We start from the raw sequence: 17,456 nt of genomic DNA, 5'->3' as shown, positions 1-17,456 counted from the left end.
GCCCTACGGTGAGCACAGCCGTAGGACTCCATCCGCAATTCCCCCGCCCCTACAACCGCTCCCGATACTCCCCCGGCGTCACCCCGAACCAGCGGCGGAACGCGCGGAAAAAGTTGCTCGGCTCGGAAAACCCCAGCAGGTAGGCGATCTCCAACAGCGTCATGTGCGGCGTCGCCAGGTACTGCTGGGCCAGCTCGCGACGGGTATCGTCGAGCAGTTGCTGGTAGCTGCTGCCCTCCTCCTGCAGGCGCCGCTGCAGGGTGCGCTCGGACAGGTGGAGAATCTCCGCCACCACCTCGCGCCGCGGCTCGCCCTGGGGCAGCAGGCGGCACAGCACCTGGCGCGTCTGGTGGCTGAAGCGGCTGCTGGCGAAGCGCGCCAGGTACTCGCCGGCGAAGCGGTCGTGCAGGTGCGCCAGCTCGGCATTGGCCGTCGGCAGCGGGGCGTTCATGTCCTCATGGGAAAACAGCAGGGCGCATTGCTCGTGGCCAAAACTCATCGGCGCCTGGAACAGCGCCTGGTAGGGCGCCGGGTCCAGCGGCGGCTCGCCGGCCAGGCGCACCTCCAGCGGGCGGATGTCGCGCCCGGTGATCCAGCGCACCAGGGCGATCATGCTCGCCAGCGCGCTCTCCGCGCTCTGCCGCGGCGGCAACAGGCGGTCGCCGTGCACCTGCACGCTGTACAGGCAGCCCTCGGGCAGGCGGCGAAAACTCACGTCCGCCCCCTCGGCGATGATCCGCTGGTAACGCTCCAGGCGCTCGAAAGCCTCGGCCAGGGTGCGGCTGGACATCATCGAATAGCCCAGCACCGGGAACGCCGGGGTATGCACGCGGGCGAAGTTCAGAGCGATGGCCGGGTTGCCGCTGCGCTGCACGGCCAGGTGCCACAGGCGCGTCATGTCGTCCTGGGGAAAACGCGCGTCCGGATCGGCCAGGGCCGCCAGGTCCAGGCCCAGCTCGGCGAACAGCTCGCGGCTGTCCAGCCCCTCCAGCTCGATGGCGAGGAGGATTCCACGAACCCAACTGGACAGGGTGGTACGCTCAGGCATCTCGGTTCTTCTTGTTGTCAGGGCGCGCAAGGAATGGCGGGGATGGATACTAAACTGGCTGCAGGGGTCATCTGCAAGTCACCGGCCGCCTTCGTAGACTGCGGCCATCACAACAACAGGAGGTGCGCCATGGCCACCGACACCGCCGAGCGTTTCCACAGCTTCGCCGAGTTCTACCCCTATTACCTGCAGGAACACAGCAACCCCACCTGCCGCCGCCTGCACTACGTGGGCAGCCTGCTGGTGCTGGCGATCCTCGCCTACGCCATCGCCAGCGGCAACCTGCTGTGGCTCATCGCCCTCCCCTTCGCCGGCTACGGCTTCGCCTGGGTCGGCCACTTCGTCTTCGAGAAAAACCGCCCGGCCACCTTCAAGTACCCGCTGTGGTCGTTCATGGGCGACTGGGTGATGCTCAAGGATGCCTTTACGGGGCGGATTCGGTTCTGAGTCCACTCATCCCAAATCCCCCTAAAAAAGAGCGCTATTGCAAAACAATAGCGCTCTGGAATTACTGCCCTCCACAAAAAGCTTCAGAGTTCTTATGAAGCCACCGTCATGACAACAATATCCGCAGAGTCAGAATCCATCCCCTTAAAAAAGTCACTAAAGTGGATATGATCAGACGTATCCTCCGCCAAACCTTCTATCTTCTTAGCCGCCAGCACAAGCATATCAGCCAAGCTTCGAAGCTCCGAAGCTGTGGCAACAATAGAAACCTCTTGAAGTTCCTTCAACGCACCAGCATCTTCGTACCCATATAGCTTCATGAAGGCTCTCCTATATGCAACTATCAGAATTCCTCATCATGCATTGGCTATCATAAGGATTTTGGACACAGTATTCCTGCATGATGTCATCATAGGATGGCCATGGATAGGGAAGACCAAGCTTGAAGCCTTGCTTTCTCAAAAAATCTAATAATTTCTTATTCCGAGGCGCCTTCTTCGGATCTGTACCGTGACTTCCTGAACCATCTTTATTTATTACCACCTCGGGCTTTCCCTTTTGATTAATGTGCGCATGCTCTTGCTGTCCGGGCACATGGGGCTTGTCGATTCGCACCGTTATCTGAGTTCCTGGAATCTTGCCAGGAACACCAGAGCTAGCAAGGCCATAACTATCTAGGAAACTTATAGGATTTCCATTTACATACCCGTAGGTATTCAGCCCCCCATCCAGCCCAATCGGATCACTCTCCACATACCGCCCGGTCTGCGGGTCGTAATCGCGGAAGTAGTTGTAGTGCAGGCCGCTTTCGGCGTCGTAGTACTGCCCGGGGAAGCGCAGGTTGACCACGGTGTTGTCCGGGCTGCTGGGCAGGCCGTTGCCGAAGGCGTCGGATTGCCATTGCCAGACCAGGCGCTGGTCGTCGTCGCTGGCCAGCCGCGGAGTGTCCAGGTGGTCGCTGTGCAGGTAGAGCACGCGGGTGTCGCCCGGGTGGCCCTGGGCGTCGTAGAGCGTGCTCAGCGTGGCCAGGGGCAGGCTGTCGAGCCACAGGTAGTGCTGTTCGCGGCGTAGTTGGCCACCCTGGCCGTAGGCGGCTTCGCCGAGCAGTTGGCCGTCGGGGCCGTAGAGGTAGGTGGTGAAGCCCTGGGCGGTCAGTTTGGCGACACGTTGGCCGTGGGCGTTGTAGCGGTACTGGGCGACTTCCTGGCCGTCGATCCGTACGTTCGCCAGACGGCCCTGGGCGTCGTAGCCGAGCAGGCGACTGGCGCGGTCCTGGAGCAGGTTGCCGGTGGCATCGCTGGTCACCGCGTGGCCGTTGAGGGCAGTGAGGCGGTTGCTGTCGCCGGCGTAGCGGTAGCTGTCCTCGAGGGCCTGGCCGTCGGCCAGGCGCGTGACGCTTTTCCCGGTGCGATTGCCCACGGCGTCGTAGCCGTAGCGGCGCTCGGCCTCGCCACTGCGCTCGGTGGTCAGCCGGTCCAGGGGGTCGTACTGGTAGTCCAGTGTTCCCCAGAGGCTGTGGGCCAGTTGGGTGATGTTGCCGTTGGCGTCGTGCCGGTAGTCGCTCTGCCAGGGGCCGATGTTCTGGCGGACGAGCCGGTAGTCCCGGTCGTACTCGCGGACCAAGTTGATGCCGTTGGCCCAGGTCAGGCGCTGCAGCGGGCCGAAGGGCAGGTAACCGATGCCGCTGACCAGGGCGGTGGGCTCGTGGCTGCCCACCGCCAGGCTGACACCGCTCACCTGGCCACCGGCATTGCGCGGATAGCCGAGGGTGTAGCCGGACGGGTAGCCGATGGCGACCAGGCGGTCGGCGGCGTCGTACTGGAATCTCAGGACCTCTTCCAGCGTCTTGCCGTTGACGCTCAGGCTGCGCGCCTGCCGCACCAGGTTGCCGCGCGCGTCGTAGCCATAGGCGAGGCGGCCGCTGCCATCCTCGATGGCCGTGAGGCGGCCGATGCCGTGGTTGCCGTCGGCGCTGTCGTCGTACCGGTAGCGCACGTCGAAGGCCGGGGTGGCCGGGTAGCGGCGCTCGGTCAGGCGATTCAGGGCGTCGTAGCTGAACTCCACCACCACGCCGCGGGCATCGGTCTGGCGGACGATGTTGCCGGCGGCGTCGTACTCGAAGTGGGTGGTGCCGCTGTCGGGGCTGATGCGCTGGGTGAGATTGCCCAGGCCGTCATACCGGTAGCGGGTGGTCACGCCCCGCGGATCGCGGACCTGGGTGAGGTTGTCCTGGGCGTCGTAGGCCAGGGCGGTGACGCCGTCGAAGGCGTCGGTATGGCTGACCAGGCGATCGAGGGCGTCGAACGCCTGGGCGCTGCCGTACTGGCGCGGGTTGGTCTGGCCGGTGGGGTTGTCGTTGAGGTCGTAGCGGTAGCTGTGGGTCTGGCCGGCGGCGCCGACCGCGCGCAACAGCCGGCCGAGTTCGTCGTACACCCACTGCTGCTGGCGCACCAGGCTGCCGCTGGCGTCCTTCAGCCGCTGCGCCGTGCGGTTGCCCTGGGCGTCGACGTCGTATTCCAGACGCTCGCCGAGGTTGTTGGCGATGGCCACCAGGCGCCGCGCATCGTCGTAGGTGTAGGCCAGCCAGCTACCGTCGCCGCGGGTCAGGCGGGTGATCTGCCCGACCGCGTCATAGTTGAAGCGGGTGGTGCTGCCGGCGCTGCTGATGGACGCCAGGCGAGCGTCGATACCGCTGTAGGTCAGGGTACTGACCACACCGTTGGCATCGGTGAGGGTGCCGGGGTTGCCGCGCTCGTCGTGCTCGCCCAGGCGGGTGACGTGGCCCAGGGCGTTGGTCACCGTGGCGAGGTTGCCCTTGGCGTCGTAGCTGTAGCGGGTGACGTCCCGCACGTCGGTGCGCGGGCCGTCGGCACTCTCGACCAGGCCCAGGGCGTTGTAGGTGTAGGTCCAGCTGCGCTCGGCGGCCTGGCCGGGCTGGGCCAGCAGCATCGCCAGGGACAGGGCGCCGAATAGTTTCGTCTTCATGACTGCCTCCTTGCTCAAAGCGCTTCGGTGGTTTGCGCGATGACGCGACCACGCCCGTCGTACTGGTAGCGGGTGACCCGCCCCGCCTCGGTGATGCTCAGCGGCAGGGCCAGGGTGGGATGCCAGGTGGTGGCGATGGTGCGGGCCTGCGCGCTGCCGGCGGCCTCGGTACGGGAGATTTCCAGGCCGCGCGCGTCGTACTGGTAGGTGGTCAGGTTGCCGTTCCAGTCGGTTCGGCTGGCCGGCAACCCGCTGGCCAGGTAGGTGACCTGCTGGCTGGCGGCCGGGCAGTGGGCGCTGGCTTCGCCGTCGCGGCGGGAGACCAGGCGGCGCTGGTCGAAGGTCTGGTAGTGGTAGAGCGTCGACTTGCCCAGCGGGTTGGTGATCCGCACGCGGTTGGCATCGAGGTAGGCGAACTGCACGCTGCCGGCCTCGCCGGCATGGCTGCTGGAGGTGGCGCGCCCCTGGGCGTCGTAGGTCCAGGTGGCGAAACGCTGGCCGCGGGCATCGGTGATCCCCGTGAGCAGCTGCGGGCGCTCGGCGACTTCGTAGTGGTAGCGCTGCTCTTCGTCACCCCGCATGACGCTGGCGAGGCGGCCGCGGTCGTCGTAGCGGTAGCTGACGCTCCAGTCGCCGAACTGCAGGCTCGCCAGCCGTTCGCCATCGTAGCCGAGGCTGATCTGGCGGCCACCGGCATCGCTGATCCGCACCAGGCGGCCGCCGGTATCCCGGGCGAACTGCAGGCTGCTGCCGATCACCGGGTCGAGGCGCCGCAATTGCCCGAGCGCATCGTAGGTTTCGATGCTGGCGTCGGCGCCGGTGAGGGTCCAGCCGCCCTGTTCGGGCAGTTCGGCCAGTGTGAGTCGCTCGTCGGCACTGGCTGTCCATTTGCCCGCCACGCGGCTGAAGGCGACTGCCCGGCCGTCGTCGCGATAGGCCTTCAGCGTGTCGGCCGTGAGCTTGGCGATGCGCTGGTTCCAGCCATGGCTCCAGCCGACTCCGAGGTCGCCGGCCTGGTTGCGGCTACTCCAGTAGTTGCGGCTGAAGCCCAGCCTGGAGCCGGGCACGCTCAGATCGACCTCGACCTGCACCTTCTGCCCGGTGGCGCCGAGGATGGGGTTGCTGTCGTTGCATTCGTTGCTCTGGCATTGCGCGCAACACTGGCCGCTGCCATCCAGCACGCCGCTGGGGCAAAGGTCCGCCTCGCCGGAACGGTAGACGGAGGAAAGGTGGTAGGTGTCGGGTAGCCAGCGACCGAACAAGCGGCGCTCGATCACGAAGCGGCAGATGGCTTCGTCGCCACTGAGGTCGGTGAGCGAGTAGCTGTTGATGCGCCACTGCTGGCCGGGGCTCTGCTCACGCTTCTGGAGCAGTTTGCGAAGGCTCTCGCCCTGCTCGCAGGCGGCTTCGGCCGAGGGCCAGGGGGTACGGGTCGCGTCGCGCCACTGGTATTCCGCCAGGCAGGCCTGGCTGATCAACAGGGCTCCCACCCCTGGGAGCAGGCAATGCAGATATGGACGAGGGTGCATGCTGGGTCCTCCATGAACAGTGGAGGCTCCAGTCAAGCGATGGCGGCAGGCGAAAAACGTTAACGCCTAGCCACTCCGGGCATCAGCAAAGCATCCCACGCCAATCGAGGATTCCGCCTACCGGCAGAACTCCCTCGCTGACGAATGCGCCTAAAGGCGTCGGATCAGCGACTCCCGCGCCTTCGCCATTTCCTCCGCCGGCAGCTCCGCCCAGAGCACCGGCTTGCCGGCGATGAGCGCGCCCAGGGCGACGCCGTCGCGGTAGAGCACGCGGTTGCCGGCCACCGCCGGGACCTTGCTGCCCGGCAGCAGGGTGCCGGCGAGGTTGAGCGGGTCCACCGCCGAGAGCACCAGGTATTCGCCGTCCTTCTCGCGCCGGCGCACTTCGCGCAGCAGGCCCACGGCCTCGGGCAGGGCGAACTGTTCGCCGGTGAGGCCGGCGACGAAGCGCCCGCCGCGGATTTCCCCGCGGGCTTCCAGGCGGTGGTAGACGCGCAGCAGGTCGCGCCAGGGCGGCAGCCAGTCGGCCTCGCGCTCCAGCACGCGCCAGCAGACCACGCCGTAGCGGCGCAGCAGGGTCATGGCCACGTGCTCCAGCACTTCGGCCTGCAGGCGTGGCGGCTGGCCCTCCAGCAGTTCGTTGCGCGGGCGGCGCAGCAGCGCCCAGCGGCCGGCGTCGGCCATGCCGAACAGCGGCGTGCGGGCCCGGCGTTCCTGGCGGCTGCGCTTGGCCGCCGGCAGCAGCAGCGCGCGCAGGCCGGCGAAGCTGTCGGCGTTCACCCCGCCCACCGCCACCAGTTCGCCGAGGGCCATTTCCAGTTCGCTGCGCAGCAGGTGCGCCTCGCTGGAAAGTTCGTCGAAAAAGAGCGCGCCCTGCTCCTGCAAGGCCTGCAGCACCTTCTGCGCCCTGGAGGACAGCTCGGGCTCCGGCGCGTCGGCGCACAGCGCGCCCCACAGCGGCAGCTGGCGGCGCGGCAGCAGGACGATGGGGGTGCTGCGCAGCGGCCCGGCGCCGCTGCGCCCGCGCGCCGTGCTCCAGCTCGGCAGGCGCGCCCAGACCAGGCGGCCGGCGCGACACAGGTCGTCCAGCCAGTTGATGCCGTAGTCGGCCACCCGCGCCGGCAGCAGGTCGCTTTCCCAGGCCCCGGCGGCGGCCTGGAAGCCTTCCAGCTGGCTCAGCACGCCGGCCAGGGCCTCGGCGCCGCGCACCCGCGTGGCCCGGGACACCCGCTGCCAGTCGAACAGGAAGCGCATGAAGTCGGCGCGCTCCACCGGCTCGATCTCGCGGCGCAGGCGGCGCACCGTGTAGCGGTGGATGCGCGCCAGCAGGTGGCGCTCGCACCATTGCTCGCCGTCGGCGTCGGGGCTGAAGCGGCCGCGCAGCACATAGCCCTCCCGCTCCAGGCCGGCCAGGGCGAAGGCGACGTCGGCAGCCGGCAGGTCGAGGTCGGTGGCCAGTTGCGCCTGGGTGCGCGGGCCGAAGCCGGTCAAGCGCGCGCGCAGCAGTTCCAGGCGCGCGTCCTCGGCGGACCAGCCTTCCTGTAGCGCCGCCGGCAGTTGCAGCGCCGGTGACAAGCGCGCCTGTGGATAGACCGCCAGCAACTGGCTGAGGCGTTCGGCGGCCACCCAGAGGTCAGCCTCGCCACTGCGCAGGCGCGTTGCCCGCCCGGCCTTGGCCAGGCGCCCCAGCAGCAGCTCCCAGCCCAGGTTGGCGCGGGCTTCCTCGGCGAGGATGCAGCCCAGGCCGGTCAGCGCCTCGTGCATCTCGTCGGGGTCGCGGGCCTGCGGCCAGGCTTCGGCGCGCACCGCGGCGATGGCCTCGGGGTCCAGTGCGCCCAGGTCGTCGGCCGATTCCGGGTCGCTCCAGCGCCGGCTCAGCACGGCCTGGGTGCGGCGCTCTTCCAGCGGGGCGTCGTCGAGGTAGGCGTAGGGGCTGGCGCTGAGCACTTCCGCCGCCAGCGGCGAAGGGGCCGGCAGGTCGCGGGCATGCAGCGCCACCTCGCCGGCCTCCATGCGCCGCAGCAGGGCCAGCCAGCCCTCGCAGTCCATGGCTTCGTGCAGGCAGTCGTCGAGGGTCTGGGCCACCAGCGGGTGATCGGGAATCTGCCGCTCGCCAACAATGTTCTCCAGGCATGCCACCTGATCGGGGAATACCGAGGCCAGCAGATCCTCGCTGCGCATGCGTTGCAGTTGCGGCGCCACCTTGCGGCCGCCGCGGAAGCGCGGCAGGGCCAGCGAGGTGGTGGCGTTCCAGCGCCAGCGCACGCCGAACAACGGAGCGTCGAGCAGGGCCTGGACGAGCACGTGCTCGGCGTTCTTCGCGTTCAGGTAGCGCCACACCTCGTCCAGCGGGAAGCTGTGGCTGGTGGACAGCGAGAGGATGATGGCATCCTCGGTGGCCGCCGCCTGCAGCTCGAAGTTGAAGGTGCGGCAGAAACGCTTGCGCAGGGCCAGGCCCCAGGCGCGGTTGATGCGGCTGCCGTAGGGCGAGTGCAGCACCAGCTGCATGCTGCCGGATTCGTCGAAGAAGCGCTCCAGCACCAGCGCCGACTGGCTCGGCAGCACGCCGAGGGCGGCGCGGGCGCGGGCCAGGTACTCCACCAGTTGGCGCGCCGCGGCTTTCTGCAGGCCGAGGTCGTCCTCCAGCCAGCGCAGCGCCGGGGCCAGGGGTTCGGCACTGCCCTGCCCTTCGGCCAGCAGGTCATCCAGGCGCTCGCGCAGGCGCGACACGCTGACCGAAAGCTCGTCGCTGCGCCCCGGCGCCTCGCCCAGCCAGAACGGGATGTTCGGCGGCAGGCCCTGGGCGTCCTCGACGCGCACCTTGCCCGGTTCCACGCGGAGGATGCGGTAGGACACGTTGCCCAGCTGGAACACGTCGCCGGCCAGGCTCTCCACGGCGAAGTCCTCGTTCACCGTGCCCACGGCCAGGCCCTGGGGCTCCAGCAGCACCTGGTAGTCGCCGGCGTCGGGGATGGTGCCGCCGGAGGTCACTGCGGTCAGCCGCGCGCCGCGCCGGCCGCGCAGCAGGCCGTGGACGCCGTCGCGGTGCAGGTAGGCGCCGCGCTGGCCGTTGCGGCTGGTGTAGCCCTCGACGAGCATGCGCAGCACGGCGTCGAAGCGCTCGCGCGGCAGGCCGGCGTAGGGCTGGGCATGGGTCAGCAGTTGGTAGAGTTCGTCCTCGCGCCATTCGCGGCAGGCCACTTCGGCGACTATCTGCTGGGCCAGCACGTCCAGCGGCGCGCGGGGGATCGCCAGGGCGTCCAGTTCGTCGCGGCGCACGCTGTCGAGCAGCGCCACGCATTCGATCAGTTCGTCGCGGGAGGTCGGGAACAGCCGGCCCTTGGGCGTGCCGCCGACGCTGTGCCCGGAACGTCCGACGCGCTGCAGGAAGGCGGCGATGGAGCGCGGCGAGGCGACCTGGCAGACCAGTTCGACGTCGCCGATGTCGATGCCCAGTTCCAGCGAGGCGGTGGCCACCAGCACCGTCAGGCGCCCGGCCTTGAGCCGTTGCTCGGCGCCCAGGCGCTGTTCCTTGGACAGGCTGCCGTGGTGCGCGGCGACCTTGTCGATCCCCAGGCGCTCGCCCAGGTGGCGGGTGATGCGCTCGGCCAGGCGCCGGGTATTCACGAAGACCAGGGTGGTGCGGTGTTCCTCGGCCAGCGCGGCGAGGCGGTCGTAGACGCTGTCCCAGACCTCGTGGGACATCACCGCCTCCAGCGGCGCCGGCGGCACCTCGATGCCCAGGTCGCGGGCGCGGCTGTAGCCGATGTCGACGATGCGGCAGTCCGCGTGGCCGCAGAGGAACTCCGCCACCGCCTCGATGGGCTTCTGCGTGGCCGACAGGCCGATGCGCACCAGCGGTTCGGCGCATAGCGCCTGCAGGCGTTCCAGGGACAGCGCCAGGTGGCTGCCGCGCTTGCTGCCGGCCAGGGCGTGGATCTCGTCGACGATGACGCTGCGCGCGCCGGCCAGCATCTGTCGCCCGGAGTCGGAGCCGAGCAGCACGTAGAGGGATTCGGGGGTGGTCACCAGGATGTGCGGCGGCCGCCGGCGCATGGCCTCGCGCTCGCCCTGGCTGGTGTCGCCGGTGCGCACCGCGCTGCGGATGTCCACGGCCGGCAGGCCCAGGCGCTCCAGCTCGGCGCGGATGCCGGCCAGGGGCTCCTCCAGGTTGATGCGGATGTCGTTGGACAGCGCCTTGAGCGGCGAGACATAGACCACGCAGGTGCGGTCCGGCAGCTCGCCGCCGTTGGCCAGGCCCTCGCGCACCAACTGGTCGATGGCCGAGAGGAAGGCGGTGAGGGTCTTGCCAGAGCCGGTGGGCGCGGCGACCAGGGTCGAGCGCCCGGCGCGGATCGACGGCCAGGCCTGCACCTGGGCCGGGGTGGGCGCGGCGAAATGGCGGGCGAACCAGGCGGCGACGGCGGGGTGGAAACCCTGGAGGACGTCGCTGGGGGGCGCGCTGCTGGCGAGTCGGTTCATGGGCACCAATATGGTGGCAGCGCGCGAAGCCCTCAAGGGCCGCCGATCGCGGCTAGGGGCTAGGCGGTGGCCAGGTTCAACCCTGGCGCGGATTGCCGCCTGGGTGTGGCGGCGTATAACCGCGAACGGTTATACGCCCTACGTCACGGTCAAGCCTGGCGTGGGGCGAACAACGCTCCTACAGGTTGACGCCGAACCTCCCGCCCCTGCCGGACGGCTCCCTCTCCCGCTTGCGGGAGAGGGCTGGGGAGAGGGGCGGAGTCAATCCGAAGCACAGTTGCCGCCTGGTGTGGCGGCGTATGACCGCGAACGGTTATACGCCCTACGTCACGGTCGAGCCTGGCGTAGGGCGAATAACGCTCCGCGTTATCCGCCGTTTGGCCTTGGCCGCAGGCGGCTCCGGGCTCCAAGCTGGCCCCTACGACTCCCCACCCTGCCCCAGGCCGTGCTGGCGCAGCTTGTTGGCGATGGTGGTGTGCGAGACGCCCAGGCGCTTGCCCAGCAGGCGGCTGCTGGGGTGTTCGCGGTACAGGCGTTCCAGCACCGCGCGCTCGAAGCGGCCGACGATGGCGTCCAGGCCGCCTTCCAGGGAGAAGTCGCCCAAGGGGTGCGGCGCGCCGTAGTCCGGCAGGCGGATGTGCTCGGCCTTGATGGTGCCGCCCTCGCACAGCGAGACGGCCTGGAACAGCACGTTCTCCAACTGGCGCACGTTGCCCGGCCAGTGGTAGCGGCCCAGGCGGTCCATGGCCTGGGCCGCCAGCTGCGGCAGCGGGCAGCCGATCTGCCGGCTGGCCTGGTCGAGGAAGTGCTCCACCAGCGGCGCCAGGCCATCGAGGCATTCGCGCAGCGGCGGGATGTGCAGCGAGAGCACGTTGAGGCGGTGGTAGAGATCCTGGCGGAACTCGCCCTTGGCGCACAGCTCGGACAGGTCCACCTGGGTGGCGCAGATCACCCGCACGTCCAGGTACACCTCCTCGTCGCTGCCCACCCGGCGGAAGCAGCCATCCTGCAGGAAGCGCAGCAGCTTGGCCTGCAGGCGCGGGCTCATCTCGCCGACGCCATCGAGGAACAGGGTGCCGCCGGCGGTGAGTTCGAGCAGGCCGAGCTTGCCTTCCGGGCGCGCGCCCTCGAAGGCGCCGGGGCCGTAGCCGAACAGCTCGGTCTCGGCCATGGATTCGGGCAGCCCGGCGCAGTTCAGCGCCATGAACGGCGCCTGGCCGCGCGGGCTGGCCAGGTGGCAGGCGCGGGCCAGCAGTTCCTTGCCGGTGCCGGTCTCGCCCTCGATCAGCAGCGGCGCGTCCAGCGGCGCCATGCGCCGCGCCTCGCGCACCACCGCGGCCATCACCCGCGAACTCTGGAAGATGCTGTCGAAGCCGCGCAGCTCGTGCTTGCGCACGTTGTAGATGCGCTCGCCGACGCGGTCGGCGCGGTGCAGGGTGAGCACGGCGCCGGCCAGGGCCTCGCTTTCGTCGTGCTCGGTCTGCAGCGGGGCGATGTCGGCGAGGAACACGTCGCCCTTGATCTTCACCCGCAGGCCGTTGATCCGCGCCTTGTTCGCCCGCACCAGCTCCGGCAGGTCGAGGTCCTCGGCGTAGCGCGCCAGGGGGATGCCCGGCACCTCGTCGACGCGCACCCCGAGCAGCTGCGCGGCGGCGCGGTTGCCGGCGACTATCTGCCCGGCCATGTCGATGGACAGCACCGGGAAGTCCAACGCCGCCAGCAGTGCGTTCAGCTCCAGGTGGCGGCGCTCGCTGGGCATCAGGCCGACGCGCTTGACGCCGAACACCCCGGGGATGACCTCCAGCTTGGGCTTGAGCGACTGGAACTGCAGGTTGATCAGGTTCGGGCAGAGCAGGTAGATGGCGTTGCCCTGCTCGCCGCCGACCTCGCCGCGGTTGACGTTGATGCCGTAGTCGACCAGCAGGTTGAGGATGTCGCGCAGGATGCCGACGCGGTTCTGGCAGTGGACTTTGATACGCATGGCGAGCCCGGTGATTGTCGTTGTGCGGGGCGGCGCCCGGCCGGATTTCGCCGGCGGGGCGGAAATTTCCGTCAAGAATATGTGACAGCCGGCGTCATCAGCAAGTCGATGCCTGGCGATTCGCCGCGATTCGTAACCTTTTCTTTACAGGCGAAGGGGATTTGCAGCCCTCGCCCACGGCAGGCAGGGGCTGCATGGGCACGCCGACGCGGCTATTGATTGAGGCATCAAAACAACAAAGGCCTCGAAGCCGGAGGACCCATGAAGACAACGCAGTACGTGGCCCGCCAACCTGACGAAGACGGTTTCATCCACTACCCCGAAGCCGAGCACCAGGTGTGGAACACCCTGATCACCCGCCAGTTGAAGGTGATCGAAGGCCGCGCCTGCCAGGAATACCTGGACGGCATCGAGCAACTCGCCCTGCCCCACGAGCGCATCCCGCAGCTGGGCGAGATCAACCGCGTACTGCAAGGCGCCACCGGCTGGCGCGTCGCCCGCGTCCCGGCGCTGATCCCCTTCCAGACCTTCTTCGAGCTGCTGGCCAGCCAGCAGTTCCCGGTGGCCACCTTCATCCGCACCCCGGAGGAGCTGGACTACCTGCAGGAGCCGGACATCTTCCACGAGATCTTCGGCCACTGCCCGCTGCTGACCAACCCCTGGTTCGCCGAGTTCACCCACACCTACGGCAAGCTCGGCCTGGCCGCCAGCAAGGAAGAACGCGTGTACCTGGCGCGGCTGTACTGGATGACCATCGAGTTTGGCCTGCTCGACACCCCGCAGGGCCGGCGCATCTACGGCGGCGGCATCCTCTCCTCGCCGAAGGAGACGGTCTACAGCCTCTCCGGCGAGCCCGAGCACCAGGCCTTCGACCCCGTGGAAGCCATGCGCACGCCCTACCGCATCGACATCCTGCAGCCGCTGTACTTCGTGCTGCCGGAGCTCAAGCGCCTGTTCGAGCTGGCCCACCAGGACATCATGGCGCTGGTCCGCCAGGCCATGCAGCTGGGCCTGCACGCACCGAAGTTCCCGCCGAAGCAGGCGGCCTGAACCCCTAACGCTGCTACCTGACCTAATGTAGGAGCGAGCTTGCTCGCGAACCCTTCGCGAGCAAGAACCAGGCGTCCCCCTCGCTCCTACAATCCTAAGCTCAATGCCTTGCCTGCGAACCTTACAAGGAGAACCCCATGACCGCCCTCAACCAAGCCCATTGCGAAGCCTGCCGCGCCGACGCCCCCCATGTTTCCGACGAGGAACTGGCGGAGCTGATCAAGCAGATCCCGGACTGGAACATCGAGGTGCGCGACGGCCACATGGAGCTGGAGCGCGTGTACCTGTTCAAGAACTTCCGCCACGCCCTGGCCTTCACCAATGCCGTCGGCGCCATCGCCGAGGAAGAAGGCCACCACCCGGACCTGCTGACCCAGTGGGGCAAGGTCACCGTCACCTGGTGGAGCCACGAGCTCAAGGGCCTGCACCGCAACGACTTCATCATGGCCGCGCGCACCGACGCGCTGGCCAAGGTCGCCGAGGGCCGCAAATGAGCCATTTCGCCCAGGTGCCCCGGGTGCCCGGGGACCCCATCCTCGGCCTGCTCGATGCCTACCGCGCCGACCCCAACCCGGCCAAGCTGGACCTGGGCGTGGGCGTCTACAAGGATGCCCAGGGCCTGACGCCGATCCCCCGCGCGGTGAAGCTCGCCGAACAACTGCTGGTGGAGCGCGAGACCACCAAGAGCTACGTCGGCGGCCACGGCGACGCGCTGTTCGCCGCGCGCCTGTGCGAGCTGGTGCTGGGCGCCGATTCGCGCCTGCTGGCCAGCCAGCGCGCCGACGCCAGCCAGACGCCCGGCGGCACCGGCGCCCTGCGCCTGGCCGCGGACTTCATCGCCCGTTGCCTGCCCGGCCGTGGCATCTGGGTCAGCGACCCGACCTGGCCGATCCACGAGACGCTGTTCGCCGCCGCCGGCCTGAAGGTGCACCACTACCCCTACGTCGGCGCCGACAACCACCTGGACGTGGAAGGCATGCTCGCCACCCTGGAAAAGGTGCCCCACGGCGACGTGGTGCTGCTGCACGCCTGCTGCCACAACCCCAGCGGCTTCGACCTGGCCTACAACGACTGGCAGAAGGTGCTGGAAGTGGTGCGCCGCCGCGAGCTGCTGCCGCTGATCGACTTCGCCTACCAGGGCTTCGGCGACGGCCTGGAGGAGGACGCCCGCGCCGTGCGGCTGTTCGCCGAGAGCCTGCCGGAGCTGCTGGTGACCAGCTCCTGCTCGAAGAACTTCGGCCTCTACCGCGACCGCGTCGGCGCCCTGCTCGTCTGCGCCGCCAACGCCGAACAGCTGGGCAACGTGCGCAGCCAGCTGGCCAGCCTGGCGCGCAACCTCTGGTCCACGCCGCCGGCCCACGGCGCCGAGGTGGTGGCGACCATCCTCGGCGATCCCGAGCTGAAGCAGGTCTGGCTGGAGGAAGTGACCGCCATGCGCACCCGCATCGCGGCGCTGCGCCTGGGCCTGGTCGAGGCCCTGCAGCCCCACGGCCTGGCCGAGCGCTTCGCGCACATCGCCATCCAGCGCGGCATGTTCTCCTACACCGGGCTGAGCCCGGAGCAGGTGCGCCGCCTGCGCGAGGAACACAGCGTGTACCTGGTCGGCAGCGGCCGCGCCAACGTCGCCGGACTGGACGCCAACCGCCTGGACGACCTGGCCCGTGCCATCGCCGCGGTCTGCGCCTGAAAGTTTTTTCCACCCTCGCTCGACCGGCCGCTGGCCGGTCTTTTTTTGCCCGCGCTCAACCTGCCGGCAGTGGCCCGGCCTGGCGCTTCCAGCGCCCCGGGGTGGTCCCGGTCCAGCGCTGGAAGGCCCGGCAGAAGCTGGCCGCCTCGGCGTAGCCCAGGCACTGGGCTACGCCGTTCAGGTCCATGCGCGACTCCAGCAACAGGCGCTCGGCCAGGCGCAGGCGGATGGCGTCGCTCAGCGGCTGGAAGCGCTGGCCTTCGGCGGCCAGGCGGCGCTGCAGGGTGCGCTCGGAAAGCCCCAGGCGCTGCGCCACCTCGCGGCAGCCGGGCAGGCTCGCGGCATCGCGCACCAGCAGGCGCTGCACCGCCCGTGCAGTGGGCGTGGCGGCCAGGGGCAGCGCCAGTTCCTCGCAGAGCTTCTCGCACAACTGCTCGCCACTGCTGCGGCTGTCCGGGTTGGCCTGCGGCAGGCTGGCCTCCAGGTCGGCGCGGGCGAACAGCAGGGCGTTGCGCGTGGCGCCGAAGCGCACCGGGCAGGGCCAGGCGCGGGCGTAGGCGTCGAGGTCGGCCGGCGCCTCGGCGCGCAGCTCCAGGGCCAGCGGCTGCACAGGGCGCTGCAGCAGCTCGCCGGCCAGTTGCAGGCAGCCGGCGATGCCGCGCTCGACCACGAAGGCGCGGGCGTCCGGCGGCAGCACCTGGTCGTCGAAGATCATCCAGTGCCCGCGCGGCTCGGCCTCGCTGCTCACCGGGCAGAGCGTCAGGGCCAGGCCCTGGTAGCGGCCGAAGGTCTCGAAGGCCTCCCGCAGGCTGCGGCAGGCGAGCATGGTGAAGCCCAGCAACCCCAGCGAGGTGAGGTGGTAGCGGCGCCCGGCGGCGAAGCCCAGGCCGGGGCGGGCGCCCTGCTGCAGCAGGTTGCGGATCACCGCCAGTTCCTGCCAGGCCTGGATCTGCGCATGGCGCCCGGCCAGTTCGCGCGGCTCGATGGCGCTGCCCACCAGGCAGGCCTCCGCGGCCAGGCCCTCGCTGCGGGCGCAGTCCAGCAGGTGGCGCACACCGGTGATGTCGCGGGTCTGTCGCCAGTCCATGGGGGGCTCCTGCAGGTGGCGGGAATCATCAATTTCTGGCGCCGATCATCATGGCGCAAGTACGCCGCGGCGACCATCCTCAACAGGCCGACAACACCAACAAGAGGGCACCCCATGTTCGAGTTCTTCTACGCCTTGCCGAGCCAGAACCGCGCCGCCAGCTACCGCCACTTCCAGATCGTCCCCGCCACCGGCGCCATAGGCGCGGACGTCAGCGGCGTCGACCTGCGCACCCTGGGCGAGGAAGGCTTCGCCGAACTGCGCCAGGCCCTGCTGGCGCACAAGGTGCTGTTCATCCGCGGGCAGTCGCTGGCCATCGAGGACCTGGAGGCGGTCACCCTGCGCTTCGGCGAGTTCGGCCGCGAACCCTACGTCCAGGGCCTGCCCGACCATCCCCACGTGGTGCGGGTGGTCAAGGAGGCCGACGAGAAGACCCCGGTGGTGTTCGGCGGCGCCTGGCACAGCGACTGGTCGTTCCAGGAGCGCCCGCCGGCCTTCACCCTGCTCTACGGCCACGACATCCCGCCGTTCGGCGGCGACACCCTGTACGCCAACATGGCGCTGGCCTACGAATGGCTGTCGCCCAAGCTGCGCGCGCAACTGGAGAGCCTGGACGCCATCCACAGCCCGGAACGCGCCTATGGCGCCGAGGCCAAGCACAACGACCTGATGGAGAACATGGCGGTGCGCTACGGCAACGCCGACGGCGAGACCCGCTCGCACCCGCTGGTGACGCGCCACCCGGAGACCGGAAAGAAAATACTCTTCGTCAACCCGGCCTACACCTGCGGCATCAAGGGCATGCGTCCGGCCGAGGCGCAGCCGCTGCTGGACTACCTCTACGGCATCGCCACCCAGCCGGCCTTCACCTGCCGCATGCGCTGGAGCCAGGGTACCCTGGCGATCTGGGACAACCGCAGCACCTGGCACTACCCGGTGTCGGACTACCATGGGATGCGGCGTGAGATGTATCGGACTACGGTGGTGGGTGAGGTGCCAGTCCGGTAAGAGACACTGCTTTGCTGCTTTGCTCTTCGTAGGAGCGAGCTTGCTCGCGAACAATCTCCCCGATAACTCCTCTGCCAACCCCACCTCTGTTCCCTCTCCCTAACCCTCTCCCTGAAGGGAGAGGGGACCGTTCGGCGTGCTCGGGTATTTTG

At 69.0% G+C, this 17,456-nt stretch carries 12 protein-coding genes; 5 read left to right on the top strand and 7 right to left on the bottom strand.

Going from position 1 to position 17,456, the window contains the following annotated elements; all coding sequences use genetic code 11:
• Positions 1–49: 49 nt before the first annotated feature.
• Positions 50–1,048, bottom strand: a complete 999-nt coding sequence (locus DK254_RS18080) for an AraC family transcriptional regulator (RefSeq protein WP_109934891.1) — start codon at positions 1,046–1,048, stop codon at positions 50–52.
• Positions 1,049–1,177: 129 nt separating this feature from the next.
• Here DK254_RS18080 and DK254_RS18075 point away from each other — a divergent pair, with 129 nt between their 5' ends.
• Positions 1,178–1,495, top strand: coding sequence for an Mpo1-like protein (locus DK254_RS18075; protein ID WP_089393963.1), 318 nt, complete (start codon positions 1,178–1,180; stop codon positions 1,493–1,495).
• A gap of 92 nt (positions 1,496–1,587) precedes the next feature.
• On the opposite strand, the gene DK254_RS18070 is transcribed toward DK254_RS18075, so the two are convergent.
• The 5 genes from DK254_RS18070 to DK254_RS18050 all read right to left on the bottom strand — a co-directional run bounded on the left by DK254_RS18070 (position 1,588) and on the right by DK254_RS18050 (position 12,472).
• Positions 1,588–1,815, bottom strand: coding sequence for a hypothetical protein (locus tag DK254_RS18070; RefSeq protein WP_109934890.1), 228 nt, complete (start codon positions 1,813–1,815; stop codon positions 1,588–1,590).
• Positions 1,816–1,825: 10 nt separating this feature from the next.
• The gene (locus tag DK254_RS18065) at positions 1,826–4,480 is read right to left on the bottom strand and encodes an RHS repeat-associated core domain-containing protein (protein WP_109934889.1); all 2,655 of its coding nucleotides are present in this window, start codon (positions 4,478–4,480) and stop codon (positions 1,826–1,828) included.
• 14 nt (positions 4,481–4,494) lie between these two features.
• Complete coding sequence (locus DK254_RS18060; protein WP_109934888.1) at positions 4,495–6,009, bottom strand: DUF6531 domain-containing protein; 1,515 nt, start codon at positions 6,007–6,009, stop codon at positions 4,495–4,497.
• Between the two features lie 150 nt (positions 6,010–6,159).
• Complete coding sequence (locus DK254_RS18055; RefSeq protein WP_109934887.1) at positions 6,160–10,491, bottom strand: DEAD/DEAH box helicase; 4,332 nt, start codon at positions 10,489–10,491, stop codon at positions 6,160–6,162.
• Between the two features lie 418 nt (positions 10,492–10,909).
• Complete coding sequence (locus DK254_RS18050) at positions 10,910–12,472, bottom strand: sigma-54-dependent transcriptional regulator (protein WP_109934886.1); 1,563 nt, start codon at positions 12,470–12,472, stop codon at positions 10,910–10,912.
• A 261-nt stretch (positions 12,473–12,733) separates the two neighbouring features.
• Between DK254_RS18050 and phhA the strand changes: the two genes are divergently transcribed.
• From phhA to DK254_RS18035, 3 genes are all read left to right on the top strand, one after another.
• Positions 12,734–13,522 carry a phenylalanine 4-monooxygenase gene (phhA, locus tag DK254_RS18045; RefSeq protein WP_089393568.1) on the top strand — a complete coding sequence of 263 codons (789 nt, stop codon included), beginning with the start codon at positions 12,734–12,736 and terminating at the stop codon, positions 13,520–13,522.
• A gap of 137 nt (positions 13,523–13,659) precedes the next feature.
• Positions 13,660–14,016: a 4a-hydroxytetrahydrobiopterin dehydratase gene (locus tag DK254_RS18040; RefSeq protein ID WP_089393569.1), complete on the top strand. Its 357-nt coding sequence runs from the start codon at positions 13,660–13,662 to the stop codon at positions 14,014–14,016.
• Positions 14,013–15,209, top strand: a complete 1,197-nt coding sequence (locus DK254_RS18035; RefSeq protein ID WP_109934885.1) for an amino acid aminotransferase — start codon at positions 14,013–14,015, stop codon at positions 15,207–15,209. The genes DK254_RS18040 and DK254_RS18035 overlap by 4 nt, the downstream gene beginning before the upstream one ends.
• 55 nt (positions 15,210–15,264) lie before the next feature.
• Here the strand turns inward: DK254_RS18035 and DK254_RS18030 are convergent, their stop codons facing one another.
• The gene (locus DK254_RS18030) at positions 15,265–16,296 is read right to left on the bottom strand and encodes an AraC family transcriptional regulator (RefSeq protein ID WP_109934884.1); all 1,032 of its coding nucleotides are present in this window, start codon (positions 16,294–16,296) and stop codon (positions 15,265–15,267) included.
• Positions 16,297–16,410: 114 nt separating this feature from the next.
• Between DK254_RS18030 and DK254_RS18025 the strand changes: the two genes are divergently transcribed.
• Complete coding sequence (locus tag DK254_RS18025) at positions 16,411–17,304, top strand: TauD/TfdA family dioxygenase (RefSeq protein WP_109934883.1); 894 nt, start codon at positions 16,411–16,413, stop codon at positions 17,302–17,304.
• Positions 17,305–17,456 lie beyond the last annotated feature (152 nt).

Origin of the sequence: Pseudomonas sp. RW407 (assembly GCF_003176655.1) — a bacterium.
Lineage (GTDB): Bacteria > Pseudomonadota > Gammaproteobacteria > Pseudomonadales > Pseudomonadaceae > Pseudomonas > Pseudomonas delhiensis.
This window is presented reverse-complemented; position numbering and strand designations above follow the sequence as displayed.